The sequence below is a fragment of the Paenibacillus sp. FSL L8-0502 genome (genome assembly GCF_038593055.1).
Classification (GTDB): Bacteria; Bacillota; Bacilli; order Paenibacillales; family Paenibacillaceae; genus Paenibacillus; species Paenibacillus polymyxa_D.
Genome location: NZ_CP151958.1, coordinates 1,818,343 through 1,836,050 on the forward strand (window position 1 = coordinate 1,818,343; position 17,708 = coordinate 1,836,050).

The window sequence follows — 17,708 nt, forward strand, 5'->3', positions numbered from 1 at the left end:
GGTATGTAAGTTATTATAGTGTGCTGAAGCAAGAACCTTTAGATCCACGTTACCGTGGTTTTAAAGGTTCTTTTTGATTAGAAATAGTTCTATAGTTATTTTTTTTGAACAATTATTTTTATCTGTGATTTTTTGTTCGAGACTTGGGCGATGCGGCATATGTTGAATAGTAAAGCAGATGGATCAACCAAAGGAGGTCCCGGCCCGTGAAATTTCCACAGCAAGGTGAGTATGCCCCGTTTGTCGGCCCGTTCGATCCGTGTCCGCCCGTTCTGTGCAAGACTTATGTGCTTCCGCCAAACTTGTTTGTGCAATTTCAGCCCCCTGGTCTACCGCAATTCAGTCCAGATGAGGCGCTGACGAAGGGAACGCTATGGCCTTTGCTTTACAGCCCTTATGAGCCTAGAAGAAACCAGGGGGGAGGCGAATAGAATGGAGAATCCAAATCAGGGTCAGTCCCCATTCCAATTCCAGCAGCAAAATCAGCATGAGAGTGGACAGCAACAGCCGAATCCATATCAAAGCCCTTATTCAAATCCGTATCCATACCAGAACCAGTATCAGAACCAGTATCAGAACCAAACTCAGGGCTATAGTCAAGCCGGAAACCCGACCCAAGGCTGCACGCCCCAAACCAAGCCGGGGGATGCCCAGTTTTATGCGTTGCTGGAGAAGCTCCAAGCGGTGGATTTTGTGTTGGTGGAGCTGAATTTGTATCTGAATACGCACCCAGATGATTTACAGGCCATCGAGCAGTTCAATAAGCTGACGCAGGAAAGAACGGCGATTGCTAACGAGTATCAGATGCTATATGGGCCTTTACAAAATTTTGGTCGTGCCTATTCCAAGTATCCTTGGGAGTGGAGTCAATCCCCTTGGCCGTGGCAGGTCTAGGCAGGTACAACCTTTTAACAACCTTTTATAAAGGAGGGGACATGAATGTGGGTATATGAGAAGAAATTGCAATATCCCGTACGTGTCAGCAAATGTGATCCTCATATGGCCAAACTGCTTATGGAGCAGTATGGTGGAGCGGATGGCGAGCTGGCAGCGGCATTGCGCTATTTGAATCAGCGATATACGATTCCCGATAAGGTGATTGGTGTACTGAACGACATAGGCACGGAGGAATTTGCGCATCTCGAGATGATTGCGACTATGATTTATAAGCTGACCAAGGATGCGAGCGTGGAGCAAATGAAGGCTGCCGGTCTGGGTGAATATTATGCGGCACACGACCATGCGCTATATTATCAAAACGCTGCTGGAGTTCCTTTTACAGCGGCTTATATTCAAGCCAAAGGCGATCCTATTGCTGATCTATATGAGGACATAGCGGCAGAGGAAAAGGCTCGAGCTACATATCAGTGGCTGATTGATCTGACAGACGATGTGGATTTGCAAGATAGTCTGAAGTTTCTACGTGAACGTGAAATAATCCATTCGCTCCGTTTCCGTGAGTCAGTGGAAATTTTGAAGGGGGAAAGAGACCGGAAGAAAGTGTTCTGATAAAATGATATACGAGGTCTCTTGGTGAGCTTAAGCTTGCAGGAGACTTTTTTTCTTTTGAAGTAATCTAAGCTAATGAAATGGTCCTTCCCGAGGAGCAGCAATGGGCATTTATATATAAGAGGGGGTAAAAATAAAAGCCCCGAAAAATTGCAGGCTGTCCGCCGGGTATCGTGCCGAGCACATATCGGCATGATGACTAAGGTCGGCTACATTGAACGACCTTTCCCCGGCGCGTCTTTCTCATCCCTATTGCTTCAGTTGTGCGAAATACTTCTCGTTATATAAAACACTTGGATGAGTAGGGTGGTGCAACTGAGCTATGCGATGATGCGATTTTGCCTTTTCGATGTCACCGATTCGGTCGTAACACAGGCATAATTGCAAGTGTGGAAACCAGGTATAGTACGACGAATTGGTTAGGGCCATCACATCTTGTGGAGGCTCTATCAACGTTGCCTGGTGAAACCAGTAAATGGCTTGAGTATACTGTTCGTCTTCAATCAACAAATTGCCAAAGACACAGCAGAACTGGGCGCGTGGTACATCAAGGTTAAGTGTGCGAAGCAGAGCCATACGCTGCTCCTGTTTTTGACCCTGGTGGGCGTAGCAATCCGCTAGCTTAAAGCAAGCAGCAATCCGATCCTCAATCCATCCTTGATCGAGTCCCAGATAGTGCTCGTACTGCTGGATGGCTTCTAGTATGCGTCCGTTATCATATAGTTCATTCGCGAAGTAGTAGTGATCTCGCTCAGAAAATGCAGTGCCTTGCTCCCGATGCTTGAGATATATATGCAAATTACGATCAGTGTAGGCACGTGTCTTTTTATGAGTCACCGCTATATTACTGTGAAAGGTGCTGCCAGTCACATGCAGGAATTCGTGCACAAAGCCGATCCATCTGAATCTTCGATCACGCCGCACAATTCGGTTTCTTTTGAGCTTATACAACGGCTGTCCTTGTTCATCTACAGACAGCACATAATCCATCGTAATGCTGTCATAGGAGAGGGTGGCTTGTTTCTTCCAGTTGAGAAATGATATTCGGTCTTTTTCTTCCAGTATGTCATCAGCGTCCAGCCAAAATTGATATTCTTGCGTTGCCTGATTAAACGCATAATTGCGGGCTGCAGAGAAATCATCGCACCATTCAAAATGGTATACCCGAGCATTGAACGATGCAGCGACCTCTTGGGTACTGTCAGTGGAACCAGTATCTACGATAATGATTTCATCTACCAGGTCATGGACTGATTTCAGACAGGTATGAAGGGCTTCTTCTTCATTTTTGACAATCATACATAAGCTGACAGTTACCATGCTCTTTGTCCCTCCCAAAAAACTTGGTATAATCTCCATTTTATTAGGATAGCTTGCTCATTATGTAGTAATTCCTATGGATCGTTTAGAGGATGTGCGATGATCATAAATTCAATCTTGCTCTAATAAATTAGAAAATCAAAGTCTGATATGAGGGGGAGGAGATTGTGCGAAATTCGATATTATCAAGCGACCGGGAAATAAATTTGATGGCTAAATGTAGTTAGAAAACGGGTAGAAAACTGAAAAAGAGTAGTTGTTTGGATGGTAAGATTGTATTTTTGTATGGATGTCGTTTTCATTGATATTTCCAGGTGCAAGTCCATTCATACTACGCTCACTCCCATATCGCTCGGTTGCAATTATGGTATGCCTTAGGATATGGAGGGGGGAACGGTTATGAGGCTTCTGCCTGATGGAGGCGTTGAATCATGCGTATACTAATCGGTAGCCCGGTGCACCAGAAACCGGAAATATTGTCTTTATTTCTTCAAGCTTTAGAGCGACTGGAGGCACCTGATGTGCTGCCCGATTATTTATTTGTCGATGATAATGACAATCCGACTTCAAGCCAATGGCTTGCCGATTTCTCCAATCGGCTACCAGGCAGGGTTTTGCCCTTGTTGACAGGCTCACAGCAAGTGGAGAACCGAAGTGATGAGCACACTCATTATTGGCCGCCTGCTCTCGTCTGGAAAGTGGCCGGCTTTAAAAATCGTCTTATTGATTATGCACTTCAGCATAATTATGACGCGCTGTTTTTAGTCGATTCAGACCTGATTCTCCATTCCCGTACCTTATGTAAACTGGTAGAGGCGGAGAAGGATATTGTATCTGAGATTTTCTGGACACGCTGGCAGCCGGAGGGGCCTCTATTGCCTCAGGTGTGGGTTAGTGATGAATATAATTTGTTCCATCGTGAAGAAGGCGAAGTGTTGTCGGCAGAGGAGCGAGCACAACGCGAGTTGCATTTTATACACCAATTGCATGTTCCTGGTTTGTACGAAGTGGGGGGTCTAGGTGCTTGTACCCTAATCCGCAGACGTGCACTGGAAGCAGGGATTCACTTTGGTAAAATCAAAAACGTTTCCTATTGGGGAGAAGATCGACATTTCTGTATTCGGGCAGCTGCATTTGGATTTCCACTTTTTGTGGATACACACTATCCGGCGATGCATCTGTACCGGGAAGCGGACAGAATGAAGGCAGAGCAGCTACTATTCACCCTAAATTATTTTACAACGAGCGCTGTTCATACGGACCAATCAGAACATTTAGCATATCTAAATCACTCCGATACTTCTACTAACTCTCCTGCCTTCAATCCTTCTGCATCATCAAGTCCATCTAAGTTCCCTGAACCTCCTGTTATACCGTATGACCTCCGTGAGTCAGCTGTCTTTGCCAAGTACACGGCAGATTCTTTTGTTATACCACAAACGTTCCCTGGTCCACGACAAAGTGAACTTCATACGCCGCCTGTCTCCAAACCCAAATTGACGCTGACCATGACGGTATACAATGAGGCAGATCGCAAGCTCATTGACGTGCTGCGGAGTCATCGAGAATATATTGATGAAGCGGTCATTATTGATGATGGCAGTCAGGATGATAGCGGAGAGTTGTGCCGTGAGATCCTAAAGGGAATCCCATTACGTTTAATACGCAATGAAACAGCTTCTTTTAGCAATGAATTGGAACTACGTAAGCAACAGTGGAGAGAGACGTTGGCTTCTTTTCCGGAATGGATATTAAATATGGATGCTGACGAAATGTTCGAATCTCGTTTTGCTCAAGGGGTACATTCTTTGTTAGCGGGAACGAAAGCGGATACGATTTGTTTCAGGTTGTTTGATATGTGGAATTCCACGCATTACCGCGATGATGATTATTGGCAGGCTCATCAATATTACCGTCCTTTTTTAATTCGATATAAGGAAGGGTTCTCTTATAAATGGAAGGAGCAGTCCTTGCACTGTGGGAGATTTCCCGAAAATGTGCTTGACCTTCCCAGTGAAATCAGCAACTACCGCATCCAGCATTGGGGATGGTGTACACCTGCTATTCGCATGGCCAAATTTCAGCAATATCAGTTGCTTGATCCAAGTGCTCGTTATGGCTGGAAAGAGCAATATGAATCTATTTTGGACCCGAACCCCCGACTCACGCTTTGGGTAGATCAGGACAACATAAATGGAGAAAAAGAAACTACACCAGAGTATGAAGCTACCCATGATGTGAACGCCATGGATGTTGCCGAGATTTCAAGTGTCCAGGTTATGAATAATTCCGGTCTACAAATTAAAAGTGAAACAAAGAACGTATTTTATAGTAAATGCAAACTGTGTGGTTCGTCTGACACGGGAGTATTTCATAACTATGAACGCTTTACCTTGATGGGGTGCGGCTCCTGTGGCTTGGTTTTTCGTAATGATGTGGATCATATACAGCCGGAGGATATGATTGCAGAGATTTATAATGCCGATTGGGTTGCTATGCGGGATAGTGCAGCAGCGTCAACTTATGGGGATCATGCCCTTTTTGGACTCATGCTACTGGATATGTTCAGCTCCGGTAAAGGAAAATTGCTTGAGATTGGATCAGGTACCGGAGAATTTATCCATGCTGCCCTTCAAGCCGGCTGGGATGCAGTGGGTATTGAACCTTCCATAGACTCGCGTGCTTACGCCAAACACAAATATGACGTGGATTTATTGCCGGGTTACTGGAACGGTGAAACCGAAGAAGATACTCAAACCGATGAAGCATGTGATATGCAGGAATTGAATGAAGCACAAGAAATACAAGAAGTAGAAGAAGATACTGAATTACCACTGGATCACAAATACGAGGCCGTAGCATGCTGGCATGTGCTGGAGCATATTGCGGACCCTGTTGCATTTTTGACAGATTTACGCGAACAGCTTCAACCTGACGGGACGTTATATATTACAGTGCCCAACAAAAACTCGTTCACCAATGAGGCTTATGGTGTTTATTCACCTTTATTTACCGAGGAAGATCATTTATATCATTATTCTGAGCATACGCTGGCGCTCTTACTGGAAAAGTCTGGATTGCGCTCGGTGGCTATGTTTACCCGCCAGCTTCCCTCTGGTTTGGATGCCTTGCTGCAAGCCCATCCTTTGTACGGTGATCTTGCCTTTACGGAGCAAATGGGATTGTTGGCCAAACTTCAAGGCGAGAAACGGGGTCATGAACTGTGCTGTGTTGCAAGAGTAATTTAAATCTCTCCAAAAGGAGGCAGCATCCATGAACATGTCTGACCCGTATCTGTCTCGCTTTTTTGTATATTCTGACCCCAACTCCTCCAGCATGATTTACAGACTCCCCCAAAGCTGGTGGAGTCGCCCCTATGAGTATGAGTGGTGTCTTCAATTTATGTCCGGTCAAGATTCGGTGCTGGATGCAGCGTGTGGAATTCCACATCCATTCAAATTTGAGTTGGCCCGCCGTTGCGCTCAGGTCTATGCTTGCGATCTGGATATACGGATCGTTTCCGTGGATGCCATTTTGGCCGAGGTGCGGCGGGATATCGGAGAGGAGGCTGCCGAGCGCATTCAGGAGATTTTACCGGTTCGGCTCCACTCCGCACATGCCAATCTGACAGCTCTGCCTTATGAGGATGCCAGTTTTGACAAAATTGTATGTATTTCAGTGCTGGAACATTTAACACCTGAGGAGTCTTTGGCAGCCTTACATGAATTTCACCGGACCATACGCGATGACGGAATGCTTCTGCTGACGTTTGATTACCCTACAGTGGATCTATCAGCGATGGAGCAATGGATAGAGCAGGCGGGATTTTCGTATTGGAATGGTGTGGATCTCAACCTTCCAAGGGGTGCCTTACACACGGATATGTGGGGTGGTTTGCATTGTTTCAGGACTGTTTTAAAAAAATATAAGAGTTAGCGGTATGCGCAATGAGGTTTACACGGACCTCTCTTATTGCTTATCATGAGAGGGGTTAGAGTTGTAAACCTACATAGGAAAGGAATGACTGATAACTACATGAACAATGCACCTGTGTTGAAGAAACCTGAGGCTATGGTATTTGATATGGACGGTACACTTTTTCAGACGGAGACGCTATTGCTTCCTGCGTACCACAAGCTGTTTGATACGCTGCGCGCCGAAGGGCTTTATGAAGGAGAGACTCCTCCCGAGGAGCTTATTTTGAATAGTTTGGGCATGCTGCTGGATGAAATCTGGAGAAGAGTGATGCCGGAAGCCAGCGAAGCGGCCCATAGAAGAGCGGACGAGCTGCTGCTTCAGCTGGAACTGGAGGGATTGAAGAGCGGAAGTCATGCCCTGTATCCACATGTAAAAGAAACACTACAGGCCCTTCATGAGCAAGGTGTCCGATTGTTCGTAGCTAGTAACGGTCTGGAGGACTATGTAAAGGGGATCGCTGCTGCGTATGAAATGGTTCCCATTTTTGAAGGACTGTACAGCGCTGGGGAGTACAGCACGCTTTCCAAAGTGAATTTGCTGGAAATTCTATTGAGCAAGCACGATATTTCGAACGTATGGATGGTAGGAGATCGTTCCTCAGATGTGGAAGCAGGCAAAAAGAACGGACAGACGGTGATCGGTTGCGCTTATGCGGGATTTGGTGTGGACGATGAGTTGAAGGGGGCCGATGCGATTATTACAGACTTTACGCAACTGCTTACACTTTATAAAAACGCTGAGTAACTGTGAAACACAGGTTATTGGTTATAAATAGGCTCGACGCACCATATAATTAAACATGCTGGTACTGTCGGGCAGATGAAAAAAAGAAAGGAAGGCAGCCACTTTACGCGGAGCCTTCCTTTGTCTTATTCTCTGTCTTATTTTCTGCTTTATCTTCTGTTTTATCTTCTGTTTTATCTTCTGCTTTGTGGTCAGCCTGAGGCTTTGGATTAATTTGTGTGTGGTAGACCCACAAGGCATATTCCATGGGCTTGGCGATGGAGCGGCGATAGGTTTCTTTTTCACCAATACGCGAAAAGACCTCACGGGCTGGCTTCGGGTTGACTTCCAGCACATATATATGACCGTGCTTATTAATTGCCAAATCGAGTGCAAGCTCACACAATGCCCCGTAGCTTTCTTCCAGATACGCAGCGATGTCCAGTCCGAGTTTTTCCCCTTGCTTGATGATTTTCTCTCTATGGCTTTCATCACGAATCCATTGCGTTAGCAATTGGCTCATCGGTACTGCCTTGCCTCCACCATGCAGGTTGGAAGTGACACTCCGATGCGCCCCGATGCGCCCCGCGCATCCGGTTAGCTCCCATACTCCTTGGCCATTTTTCTGTACCAGCATACGGTAATCATGGACTCTGCCATTCGGCAACTGCACAGGAATGCCTTCCTGAACAATGTAGTTATCCATGTTCCAGCTGCTCAGACGCGGCTCCAGACGGTCTAGACGTACCCGCTGCTGGGGAATGATATGGCGTTTGCGATTGCGGCCCTCAATCAGATACAGGCCTCCTTGCTTGTTAACAGGTTCAATACGTAAAATACCTCGGCCTCCCGTACCGTTAATCGGTTTGAGGTACACTAGTGAATTCTGTTTGAGCATCCGTTTGACACTATGAAATCCACTGAACAGCTCTGTTGCAGGCAAATGGGGGCGAAAGGCAGACCTTCTCGCAAGCTGCTGATGAATGACCCATTTGTTACTCAGGGGTCGGTTTAAATATACAAGGTCTGTGTATTGCAATCGGAACTGCTTCAACTGACGATATCGCTCACTGCGCTGTACCCGACAACGGTCGAAAATCATGTCTGGGAACTCTCGCCACTTTCGGCTCCATTTTCCGCTGTGTGGATCATAGATTTGGGCAAGGAGCAGCCTGCGATCCTTATGGACATCCGCAGGAGTGAATACATACATATCCAGTCCCAGCCGTTTCCCTTCTGCAATCATGCGCTCATATATGTCGCGTTCCTCTAATTGCTTCTTGTTGTTCAAATACAAAGTCATGATGCCTAGGACAGGTTTTGGCACAGCATTCCACCTTCCTCTGCCGTCTGCTTATCTTGGGATAACTCTCCGTGAAATATCAGCGTGGGTTTCCCGGTTGGTCCAGTCGTCATTTCATGCGCAACAAGCCCAGCGCGGAAACAGGTTTTGAGACTGGACATATTGTCGGCGGCTACGCTGCACGTTAGACGGCGCAGCTGTTGGAGCTGGGCGGACAGCAGTCTAGCGCCCAGTCTGCGGCCCCGGTAAAGCGGACGAACAATTACGATGCAAGCATCCTCCCCGTAATTCAGAGCGAGGGAAAATCCGGCAATCCGCAGCCCCTTCTCCGTGCGCACAAATGCGCACAGGAGGGAGGAGCCAGGGGTGTTCAATTGCTCGGGCGTTAAAACGGCCAACTGCCGCAGAGCATTACGAGTAATGCGCATGCCCCCTGAGCTGCGGGCCAAAAAAAGCAACTGTCGTCGTCTCAGCAGCCAGCTCCGGGCAGGCAAATGTTGAACATCGCTAATTTGCGGCATGATTCCACTTCCTTGATCATGATTTCATTCGTCCGGCCAAAAAGGAGCTGTACTGGAATATGCGTCTAAGCGACTTTTGGCGGATTTCCGGCTCGTCAAATTTCATTGGTTTGGCATTGGCCTCAAAAAACCAGAGGGTTCCGAGCGTATCCACGCCCAGATCCATGGACATTTCGCCATGAGAAAGACCGGATGCGCGTTCAATTTGACGTGCAATCTGTATGGCCGTACTTTTAACTTTGTTCAGTAGATCCGTGCTGTCCTCAGGCCCAAACAGTGAGGACAGTAGCTTGAAAGGGTCCTCTACACTCCCGCCACGCGGGACATGTGTGGTAATGCTCCCCTTACCGGCCAGTCTGGCACCGACTCCGGTGATACTCCAGGAGCCACGGATATTTTTTTGTACCAGGATACGCAGGTCGAAGGGTTTTTTCTGATGGGTTGCCAGATCGATACCCTGTTGAATGATATAAGGTGAGTTGCCTGCTTCCCGTCGGATACGTCCCCACAGCCGGGATAGCGATACAGATCTGTAGGTTACACTTTTTTTGTCATGCTGAATGGTCAGTCTGTAAGCCATTAGATGGTCTGGGAGGAATTTAAGAATCATAATTCCCTTTCCAGCCTTACCGTTTTCCGGCTTGAGATACAGGTATGGATACGTAGACAGCATTTTTCCTAAGGAAGACAGGTTGCTTAACCGTTTGGTTGCCGGAACAAGCTGACGAGTCGTTTCTGAGGTGCGCAACCACTTGAACAGTTCCCATTTGTTAAAAAAGCCTGGATTGTACAGCTCAATGCCTGAGGCATGTGAAATTTCATCCAACTTTGTGCGCACAGAGGTTTTAAGTTCATAATTACGGTTGGGGATGCGATTATAAATGACCTGTGGAGGTGGAAAATTCTGTTCCTCCCACGTCTGTAAGCTCTTGTTGAAGACATAGCCCTTAATCGTCTCATCTGCCAGTTTCAGGTCCCTGACGGTAACAATGTACACCTGATATCCCATCCGTGTTCCCGTTTCAAGAATATCCCTGAAATTGCGCTGATTTCCCTTGAAAAATTGCCCTTCGTCGTGCACTGTCAATACAGCAACGACTGGCTTATGCTCCGCCCGGGTATTCATAGTTCCTCTTTTCTGCGGAATTTACTGAGGTAAAGACAGTGGTCCAAAATATGCTCCACGGATGCTTTACCCTCCGCACGCAACGATGGATGCTGAAAAATGGATCGGCCTGGCTTGGAGTTGGCTTCAAACATCCATACCTTTTCATCCTGATCAATGCCCAGATCAAAGCCGATTTCGCCCAATAGATGCTGGTGATGGTGTTCAATGGCTTCAGCGAGCGTAACTGCTACGTTCTTGGCACGTTGAAGCACTTCACCCGCTCGGTCTCCGAATACCCGGTTCAACGCCTGTTCAGGTGTCATAAGGGAGCCGCCATTTTTGATATGGGTTGTGACACTGCCACGTCCGGCTTTTTTGGCTCCAATGCCGACGACGACCCACTGATTATTTCCATTTTTATGCATGTGAAACCGGAAATCAATCGGGCAATTGTCAATCTCGATCAGCTGGATACCCTGTTGAATGACATAACCTTTTAACATCTGTCCCTGATTGGAGTGAAGCATCCTGAGCATGGAATTAAAAGAGGCGAATTTTAGCAATACATTGCTACTTTTCTTACGGTACCTCACATAATATCCTTGCTTGGGAACATGGGACAGACGATAGATTCCTTTACCGAGACTGCCTCCACTTGGCTTGTAATAAGCAAATTGATGTCGCTCCAGCATACCTCGGATACGTTCAGAGCTGGGATTCATATATGATTCAGGGACATAGCGGTTAACATCTGGGTTATTCTCCAGCAGATTATAGATATCGGACTTATTGAAAAAGCTCCAGTTAAAAAAGGGAATTCGTTTGCGGGAAAAGCGTTCGCGTAGTTGATTGATCGCCGGGGAAAAATCAGAGCGACGGCTCGGCAAACGGTTATAGATCACGTCCGGCAAAGGTACAAGTTTACGTGTGAATTCCCCGCTGGATGACAGAAAATAGCCGTTAATCGTATCATTTTGCCAGTTGATATCCCGAGGGGTGAAGGCAAAAATATAAGATTTTTTGCTGCCTTCCCTCAGCAGTTGCTTAATAAAGCCTGTGCGCGATCCGAAAGGGCGAGTGGTGGAGGTGGTACCGTCAGACAGCACGCCAATCAACGGCCCTAGCTGTATATCACCATCCAGATTCCGCAAATAGATGGCCCCGCTTTTGGGAACACGGATTGCATTACGTAAGCCGGAGGTCAAGTATAGATGGCGTCCCGCCTTCTGAATTGGTTTTACAGTAGCTGGAATCTGATCCTTACCGAGCCGCAGACGAACGGACTTGGCTCCGGATAATTTAAGGCTTTTCAACAAGGCAGTGGATATATACGCCACCTTGTCGGGCTGCTGTGAGAAATGCACATTGCAATGCGTTAAACTCATCTGTTTATCCTCCTATACCGTATGTTCAAGGGAGGCGCCCGCGCCCTTTGGCCCTGTCGCTTTGGAATGGGTCATTAAATATCGAGCATATTCGAGCGGGCGGTTGACCGACTGGAAAGCGCACTCCGGCTGACGGGTCTGAAAAAAGGCGGCCCGACCAGGTCGGGAATTAACCTCCAATAGCCAGATGTTCCCGCTCTGGTCAATACCGTAATCAATTCCCAACTCGCCAAGGCGGCCATAACGTTCCTCAAGCGCCCTGGTAATGGTCGAGGACAGCGCCCTCATCTGCCCGATGATGAGACGCGTGGTGTCCGCGCCAAATTGTTCACGAAGGTATGGCTCAGCCGGATGGGCTTCGCCCCCACCGTGCAGATTAGAAGTCAGAGTTCCTTTTCTGCCTTCTCTTACAGCAAAGCCCGTCAGGCGCCAATGGCCGTTGCCATCCTTTTGCATGAGTGCGCGAACATCAAAGGGATGATTGCTTTGGCTTGTTAATTTCAAATAAGGCTGCACGATATAAGCGCGTTTGTGTGCAATTCCGTGGATCCATGACAATCCTGCATCCAATTCGGGAAACAAACGCCGGAACGGACGGTTACGGGAGTCTCTACCCTGTACAAGTAGTCCCTGGCCTCCTTCTGCCAGCCGGAGATACAGTGTGCTCTTGCCATGTGTTCCGGTCTGTGGCTTCATAAACAGCTTCGAATGGCGTCCTAGCCATTCCACAAGCTGGGCCGTGTCCCGGTAAGGCGCCGTAGGCGGCACAAAAGGACGTACTTTATCTACCGCATGCAAAGCGCGATACACCTGCCATTTGCCAGGTAAGTTACGCGACCAGTAGATGAGCTTGCGCGAATTTTGCTCCGCCATGTCTTCCAGTGTGCGCCTGACATTCTGGCTCTCGTGGGCATGGAGACAGCGGTTATACACAATATCCGGCAACGGAAAGCGGCCGGATGTCCATACTCCGTTACGATAAACATAACCTCGTATGGAGTGATCTTCAGGTGAAACTCCTTCGACGGTAAACGCCATTACGCTAAGATCAGAGCGCCTGCCCAACAGACTTAGCCTGCGGCAAAAATCGGCTTCGGTAATAGGGGGAGTGGCGGCCTGATTCCGGCTAACAAGCACGCCCAGCGTGCCTGGCACAACAAGAGACACCGACAACAGCTCCTTTGGCAGCCAGACTCTGGAAGAGATGAATTCATTTGAAGCCGGCTGAATAACAGCAGTATTCAATCATTTTTTTAACGGACGGGCGAGTTTTCTGATCATTTAACGGCGTGTTGTCATTCTTCGATGGCTTCGAATTGACCTCCAGCAACCAGATGCGCCCCGTGCTGTCTATTGCCAGATCAATACCAAATTCTGCGAAATGGGCGGGAATTGCTTTTTCTACTCCGCTTGCGATATCCAGTGCTGCTGTTTTGAGAGAGGTATGCCCATTCGATTTAACGGTTGCGGGCAGCGTGGTCTTGGCAAGTGCTTCCTTGACAGTACTCAGCGTGCCGCCTCTTGCCAGATTGGACACAAAGTGGCTTCCTCCGGCGATCCGAGCGACAATGGATGTTACGGTCCAGGTTCCGGACGAATTTTTCTGTACAAGCGCACGAAAGTCGACCGGACGCTTACCGTGATCAATCAAGGTAAGTCCCTGTTGGAGTTGAAAGCGTGTTGTTTTCATTTTTCCCGCCAAGCTTTTGTACAGCTTATCGACGTTGGCATACGTTTGCTTGCGGGGTGTGCCCGCTGTTGTGGATAGCACCGAAAAGGTGCCATCGGTTTGCTTGTTAATGCGCATTATGCCTTTACCCAGGCTTCCGCGCACTGGCTTGAGAAAAACAGCGGGATACTGGTTGCACATTTTTTTGAAAACAACAAAAGTTTGCAGCAAGTGGGACTCGGGTAAATACTTGCGCAGGGAAGAATTTGATTTAAGCGCATCAAATACTTCATTCTTATCCAAAAACTTTTCGTTAAAAATAGTCGTGCCGTACTGCGATTTTACTTCTTTCATGAAATGCTGTACGCTAGTTCTGTTCTCGAGTTTACGGGAGGTAAGACGATTATTGACGACATCGCCGGCGGGCATGACCGTCTTTTTCCAGCCTCCGTCATACACCCATCCCTGAACTCGCCCGGGCTGACTTCCGATATGCTCCGGGGTGAAGAAATACACATATGCTCCTTGTCTGCGGCATTCCCCGACTAGTTCACGGCAGAACAGGGTGATCGACCCGAAAGGCTTGTCGGGCTGTTCGGGATAGTCCCGACTGACCAGCACGCTAATAAGTGGGCCCACTCGAAGTGTCCGGCGACCTCGGCTGTAGGTTACTCGCAGATCACAATTGGCATGAAGCCCCATTTTTCGGGCTAGCACGCTTCCCACACGTAGGCCGCTATAGCGGGGCACCGATATGACGGTAACCTCTTGGCGGAACGAACCGAAGGCGAGCTGAACGGGGTGGCCAGCGGATATTTTCCATTTGCGAAGCAAGGACTCGCCGACCATGAGTACGTCATCCTGCAAGATGCCCGATCCGATGATTTGAATCGTTGTTTTTTTGATGGACATCGTGGATCTCCTTCCGGGCAGCAACTTGATGTCTTGAAAGTAACGGGAAACGTGAATGGGCTGTAATAGCACTGATTCATCATATGAGGACATATATCCCTTGGTGATTGACGGACAATGTGAAATGTTGACACTAAACTTGTATTGGAGGAATAAACAATCATGAACATCTATGACAAAGCCCATGATTTAGCAAAAGCATTGAAGGAAAGCAAAGAGGTAGAGGAAATTACGTCAGCGATGAAGCTGATCGAAACCGATCCAGAAGCCAAGAAAATGCTCGACGATTTCCGTGAACGCCAAATGGAAGTACAACAACGCATGATGAGCGGTGATATGCCAGCACAGGAAGAGATGGAAAAGATGGAGAAGCTGTTCGAGGTACTTAGCTTGAACCTCAACATCCGTCGCCTGTTCGACGCTGAACGTCGCCTGAGCGTGATTATTGAGGACGTTAACAAAATTATTGCAGACAGCCTTCAAGATTTGTACGGTTCATCTCTGTAAGTTTGTCTCATATTCCTTCCTGTCCTCTCATAGACTAGATACATAGAGTCACAGGGAGAGGAAGGGATACGATTGGGTTCTTTTAAAAAATGGAAACATGGTTTGTATACACTGATTGCGCTGGCTATGGTCTTGGTCGCGTTACCACGCATCTCGCTTGCAGGCGGTTTGAACTGGGTCAACGGCTTTGGGATAGTATGGGTACTTTTTGCGCTGCTAGTCATCGGAGCGAACATGCATTTTTTGCTGGGTGTGGATGAGGAAAAGCGCAAAACGCTGGAGCGTGTGCGGCGGGCCAAAATGCAGCAGTGGCAGATGAAATGGGATAAAAAAGCTGACAAAGGCAGCATGCAGTGAGTTTTTTTAGCTTGTCTTGGGCTTGTCTCTCAGATTACAAATCAATCATAGTAAGAAGCGGTCCTTGTAAAAGAGGGGATCGCTTTTTTTGCTATTTCCAAAGCAGAGAACTCAAAATGAACAAAGGTCTTAAATAAAGGGATTTTGTGCTATAATAGATACAGAATGATACAGATTGGACGTTGGGGGTGTAACAGAGTTGGACGGGCTAGATGAAACAGTTACGAAGCACGAGCAGCTATTGCGACATATCGAGCAGTTGAAAATAGGCTCCAAAATTTCTGTGCGCAGGTTGGCTAAAGAAATGAGCGTCAGCGAAGGAACGGCCTATCGGGCCGTGAAGGAAGCTGAAAACCTGGGAATTGTCATTACCAAGGAACGGATTGGAACAGTACGAGTGGAGAAGCGCCCGCGCGGCTTGTCCGAACAGCTGACCTTTGCAGATGTCGTGAATATTGTAGAAGGACATGTGCTGGGCGGAAGTGAGGGACTGGAGAAGCCTTTGCACAAGTATGTGATCGGAGCGATGCGCGAGGAAGCCATGGCCCGTTATATTGATGCAGGCAGTCTGCTGATCGTAGGTAACCGTGAGGATGCGCATTCACTTGCATTGGGGCAGGGGGCAGGTGTGCTGATCACAGGGGGCTTCGGTACGAGCCGAGAGGTTAAGCAGCTCGCAGACAAGATCAGTCTGCCGATTATTTCCTCACGCCATGATACTTTTACAGTGGCATCTATGATTAATAGAGCCATATTTGACCGCTTGATCAAAAAGAAAATTATGCTGATTGAAGATATTGCGGCAGGCAAACCGAAAACGTTGACCTTGAAAATCAACAGCACGCTTACCGAGTTTGAAGAACTTTCGGTGACGACCGGACATCATCATTTTGCAATCGTGGATGAATGGAATCGTTTAATTGGTATCGTCAGCCGCAAAGATGTGGAGGGGCTTCAACCTGAGCATACGATGGATAAATGTCTGATCCGCAATCCGATAACGGTCACCTACCAGACCTCGCTGGCTTCAGCCGCGCAAATGATGGCGTGGGAAGGTGTGGATTATTTGCCGGTCGTGGACCGCAACCGCAAGCTGCTCGGGTCCGTTACACGGCGTGAGGTGCTGGAGGCGCTGCGTAACGCCCAAAAGCAGCCGCAACTTGGCGAGACGTTCGACCAGCTGATCTGGAACGGGTTTGCTGAGGAGCGTAATGAGGACGGATCGTTATTTTTTCGCGGGTTTATCATTCCGCAAATGGCGACCAATTTAGGTACGATCTCGGAAGGCGTACTGGTCAACGTGATGACACAAGCGGGCTACCGGGCAGCTAGAGACATGAGCGGCAAGGATTATGTGCTGGACAATTTGACGACATATTTTATTAGACCCGTACAGATAGAAGATGCTGTCGTTCTTCGTCCGATGCTGCTCGAGATGAGTCGCCGCACCTGCAAGCTAGAAATTGCAATTTCACGGGAAAATCATTTGGTATGCAAAGCAGTGATGACGCTTCATTCCATTGAACATGGTTAGTCTACAATGGATCGGAGTAAGGTGTGAAGTCGAATAGATCGACTAGTGGCTTTCAGGCAATCTTTCTTTTGCTTCCAGCCAAATTTGCAGCACGCCTTCCATTACAAGCATCGTTTTGACCTGGATCGTATACTCCTTGTCACGAACGGTGTATTTTTTTTGGTGCAGCAACATACGTACCAGCTTGCTGTCAGAGTCAATCTCGAACATATCTCTGCCACGCAGCACCTCCAGATCACGACTGACACGGCGAAGAAGTTCCTTCAGGTTGATAGAATCAATTTTTTCGGCCGAAGCTTCCTCCGCGATCAGCTTGATTTCTTTGACAACGGTTTGGCGCTTGCTGTATTTGCGCAATGTTTTGTTGTCCTCCTCGGCTTGCTGGAGCTGGAATTGGAGATCCTGGTTGTTCGTCCATAGCTGATTGAAGCTGGCATGCCAGATGACGTTGTAGATCATGCCTCCCGTAATCATACCGAGTACAAAGACGGAGGACAATTGCATAAAAGGACGCAGGCGCTCAAAAGGGGGAACTCTCATAGTCGTTTCACCTCACGGTCGTCCGTTGCCGCATACCCACTTGACCAGCTCTGCACCCATATGAGCGCCTAAAAAGGCGAAAATCAAATACAATATCTGCTTAATGGCAGGTGACAAATTACCATCCAACATATTGCTTTCAATGACCCGGATCGGGTCCATCGTTCCCCCCACAGCGGCAGCAAGCGCCCATATTTTAATTCTTCCGGCAACCTCTAGCATCGTCTGGGTGGGCGGCTGAAGCGATACCACAGCTCCCATTCCGCCGAGCATGGCTCCACCGAGCACGATGCCGAAAGCAATGAAGAAGTCGAGAATCGCTTTGGATATAAAAGTGCTCAT

18 protein-coding genes are annotated in these 17,708 nt (G+C 47.9%); 9 read left to right on the top strand and 9 right to left on the bottom strand.

Translation table 11 applies throughout. From position 1 onward, the window contains the following. The first annotated feature begins 206 nt into the window (after positions 1 to 206). The 3 genes from NSQ57_RS08160 to NSQ57_RS08170 are packed head-to-tail and all read left to right on the top strand — an operon-like array spanning position 207 to position 1,509. Positions 207 to 431 carry a spore coat associated protein CotJA gene (locus NSQ57_RS08160; RefSeq protein ID WP_029516595.1) on the top strand — a complete coding sequence of 75 codons (225 nt, stop codon included), beginning with the start codon at positions 207 to 209 and terminating at the stop codon, positions 429 to 431. A 1-nt stretch (position 432) separates the two neighbouring features. Further along, on the top strand, positions 433 to 894 hold the full coding sequence (locus NSQ57_RS08165; RefSeq protein ID WP_277884395.1) for a spore coat protein CotJB: 462 nt from the start codon (positions 433 to 435) through the stop codon (positions 892 to 894). Between the two features lie 45 nt (positions 895 to 939). Further along, entirely contained in the window at positions 940 to 1,509 is a 570-nt protein-coding gene (locus NSQ57_RS08170) for a manganese catalase family protein (RefSeq protein ID WP_029516597.1), read from the top strand. Between the two features lie 249 nt (positions 1,510 to 1,758). Here the strand turns inward: NSQ57_RS08170 and NSQ57_RS08175 are convergent, their stop codons facing one another. Beyond that, a complete protein-coding gene (locus tag NSQ57_RS08175) occupies positions 1,759 to 2,829 on the bottom strand; it encodes a glycosyltransferase family 2 protein (RefSeq protein WP_340884914.1) in 1,071 nt (356 codons plus the stop codon). Positions 2,830 to 3,260: 431 nt separating this feature from the next. On the opposite strand from NSQ57_RS08175, the gene NSQ57_RS08180 reads away from it, so the two are divergent. The 3 genes from NSQ57_RS08180 to NSQ57_RS08190 all read left to right on the top strand — a co-directional run bounded on the left by NSQ57_RS08180 (position 3,261) and on the right by NSQ57_RS08190 (position 7,551). Beyond that, positions 3,261 to 6,077, top strand: coding sequence for a bifunctional glycosyltransferase/class I SAM-dependent methyltransferase (locus NSQ57_RS08180; RefSeq protein ID WP_342425897.1), 2,817 nt, complete (start codon positions 3,261 to 3,263; stop codon positions 6,075 to 6,077). A 25-nt stretch (positions 6,078 to 6,102) separates the two neighbouring features. Next, positions 6,103 to 6,765, top strand: a complete 663-nt coding sequence (locus NSQ57_RS08185) for a class I SAM-dependent methyltransferase (protein ID WP_069011210.1) — start codon at positions 6,103 to 6,105, stop codon at positions 6,763 to 6,765. 84 nt (positions 6,766 to 6,849) lie between these two features. Continuing rightward, a complete protein-coding gene (locus NSQ57_RS08190; protein WP_340954997.1) occupies positions 6,850 to 7,551 on the top strand; it encodes an HAD family hydrolase in 702 nt (233 codons plus the stop codon). Between the two features lie 103 nt (positions 7,552 to 7,654). On the opposite strand, the gene NSQ57_RS08195 is transcribed toward NSQ57_RS08190, so the two are convergent. From NSQ57_RS08195 to NSQ57_RS08220, 6 genes are read right to left on the bottom strand one after another with little or no spacing between them, the layout of a single operon-like run. Then, entirely contained in the window at positions 7,655 to 8,857 is a 1,203-nt protein-coding gene (locus tag NSQ57_RS08195) for a YheC/YheD family protein (protein ID WP_340954999.1), read from the bottom strand. After that, the gene (locus NSQ57_RS08200; RefSeq protein ID WP_039269878.1) at positions 8,839 to 9,354 is read right to left on the bottom strand and encodes a GNAT family N-acetyltransferase; all 516 of its coding nucleotides are present in this window, start codon (positions 9,352 to 9,354) and stop codon (positions 8,839 to 8,841) included. The genes NSQ57_RS08195 and NSQ57_RS08200 overlap by 19 nt, the downstream gene beginning before the upstream one ends. 16 nt (positions 9,355 to 9,370) lie before the next feature. Further along, positions 9,371 to 10,480, bottom strand: a complete 1,110-nt coding sequence (locus NSQ57_RS08205; RefSeq protein ID WP_340884923.1) for a YheC/YheD family protein — start codon at positions 10,478 to 10,480, stop codon at positions 9,371 to 9,373. Then, positions 10,477 to 11,847 (bottom strand): YheC/YheD family protein, encoded by a 1,371-nt coding sequence (locus NSQ57_RS08210; protein ID WP_029516605.1) that lies wholly within the window; start codon positions 11,845 to 11,847, stop codon positions 10,477 to 10,479. The genes NSQ57_RS08205 and NSQ57_RS08210 overlap by 4 nt, the downstream gene beginning before the upstream one ends. A 12-nt stretch (positions 11,848 to 11,859) precedes the next feature. Next, positions 11,860 to 13,014, bottom strand: a complete 1,155-nt coding sequence (locus NSQ57_RS08215) for a YheC/YheD family protein (RefSeq protein ID WP_342425899.1) — start codon at positions 13,012 to 13,014, stop codon at positions 11,860 to 11,862. 43 nt (positions 13,015 to 13,057) lie between these two features. Then, positions 13,058 to 14,428, bottom strand: a complete 1,371-nt coding sequence (locus tag NSQ57_RS08220; RefSeq protein ID WP_029516607.1) for a YheC/YheD family protein — start codon at positions 14,426 to 14,428, stop codon at positions 13,058 to 13,060. A 162-nt stretch (positions 14,429 to 14,590) separates the two neighbouring features. Here NSQ57_RS08220 and NSQ57_RS08225 point away from each other — a divergent pair, with 162 nt between their 5' ends. From NSQ57_RS08225 to NSQ57_RS08235, 3 genes are all read left to right on the top strand, one after another. Further along, complete coding sequence (locus NSQ57_RS08225) at positions 14,591 to 14,935, top strand: YlbF family regulator (protein WP_013309578.1); 345 nt, start codon at positions 14,591 to 14,593, stop codon at positions 14,933 to 14,935. Positions 14,936 to 15,007: 72 nt separating this feature from the next. Next, positions 15,008 to 15,292 (top strand): hypothetical protein, encoded by a 285-nt coding sequence (locus tag NSQ57_RS08230; RefSeq protein ID WP_013309579.1) that lies wholly within the window; start codon positions 15,008 to 15,010, stop codon positions 15,290 to 15,292. 199 nt (positions 15,293 to 15,491) lie between these two features. After that, on the top strand, positions 15,492 to 16,826 hold the full coding sequence (locus tag NSQ57_RS08235; RefSeq protein WP_342426124.1) for a DRTGG domain-containing protein: 1,335 nt from the start codon (positions 15,492 to 15,494) through the stop codon (positions 16,824 to 16,826). A gap of 42 nt (positions 16,827 to 16,868) precedes the next feature. On the opposite strand, the gene NSQ57_RS08240 is transcribed toward NSQ57_RS08235, so the two are convergent. Both NSQ57_RS08240 and NSQ57_RS08245 read right to left on the bottom strand, forming a co-directional pair. Then, positions 16,869 to 17,366 (bottom strand): hypothetical protein, encoded by a 498-nt coding sequence (locus NSQ57_RS08240; protein ID WP_039269883.1) that lies wholly within the window; start codon positions 17,364 to 17,366, stop codon positions 16,869 to 16,871. A gap of 12 nt (positions 17,367 to 17,378) precedes the next feature. Beyond that, positions 17,379 to 17,708, bottom strand: coding sequence for a YtrH family sporulation protein (locus NSQ57_RS08245; RefSeq protein ID WP_013309582.1), 330 nt, complete (start codon positions 17,706 to 17,708; stop codon positions 17,379 to 17,381).

What these genes read in the sequence shown, in the direction of transcription:
- NSQ57_RS08165 (WP_277884395.1), top strand. Translation starts at nt 433, where the DNA reads ATGGAGAATCCAAATCAGGGTCAGTCCCCATTCCAATTCCAGCAGCAA.
- NSQ57_RS08170 (WP_029516597.1), top strand. Translation starts at nt 940, where the DNA reads ATGTGGGTATATGAGAAGAAATTGCAATATCCCGTACGTGTCAGCAAA.
- NSQ57_RS08175 (WP_340884914.1), bottom strand. Translation starts at nt 2,829, where the DNA reads ATGGTAACTGTCAGCTTATGTATGATTGTCAAAAATGAAGAAGAAGCC.
- NSQ57_RS08180 (WP_342425897.1), top strand. Translation starts at nt 3,261, where the DNA reads ATGCGTATACTAATCGGTAGCCCGGTGCACCAGAAACCGGAAATATTG.
- NSQ57_RS08185 (WP_069011210.1), top strand. Translation starts at nt 6,103, where the DNA reads ATGAACATGTCTGACCCGTATCTGTCTCGCTTTTTTGTATATTCTGAC.
- NSQ57_RS08190 (WP_340954997.1), top strand. Translation starts at nt 6,850, where the DNA reads ATGACTGATAACTACATGAACAATGCACCTGTGTTGAAGAAACCTGAG.
- NSQ57_RS08200 (WP_039269878.1), bottom strand. Translation starts at nt 9,354, where the DNA reads ATGCCGCAAATTAGCGATGTTCAACATTTGCCTGCCCGGAGCTGGCTG.
- NSQ57_RS08205 (WP_340884923.1), bottom strand. Translation starts at nt 10,480, where the DNA reads ATGAATACCCGGGCGGAGCATAAGCCAGTCGTTGCTGTATTGACAGTG.
- NSQ57_RS08210 (WP_029516605.1), bottom strand. Translation starts at nt 11,847, where the DNA reads ATGAGTTTAACGCATTGCAATGTGCATTTCTCACAGCAGCCCGACAAG.
- NSQ57_RS08220 (WP_029516607.1), bottom strand. Translation starts at nt 14,428, where the DNA reads ATGTCCATCAAAAAAACAACGATTCAAATCATCGGATCGGGCATCTTG.
- NSQ57_RS08225 (WP_013309578.1), top strand. Translation starts at nt 14,591, where the DNA reads ATGAACATCTATGACAAAGCCCATGATTTAGCAAAAGCATTGAAGGAA.
- NSQ57_RS08240 (WP_039269883.1), bottom strand. Translation starts at nt 17,366, where the DNA reads ATGAGAGTTCCCCCTTTTGAGCGCCTGCGTCCTTTTATGCAATTGTCC.
- NSQ57_RS08245 (WP_013309582.1), bottom strand. Translation starts at nt 17,708, where the DNA reads ATGAGCACTTTTATATCCAAAGCGATTCTCGACTTCTTCATTGCTTTC.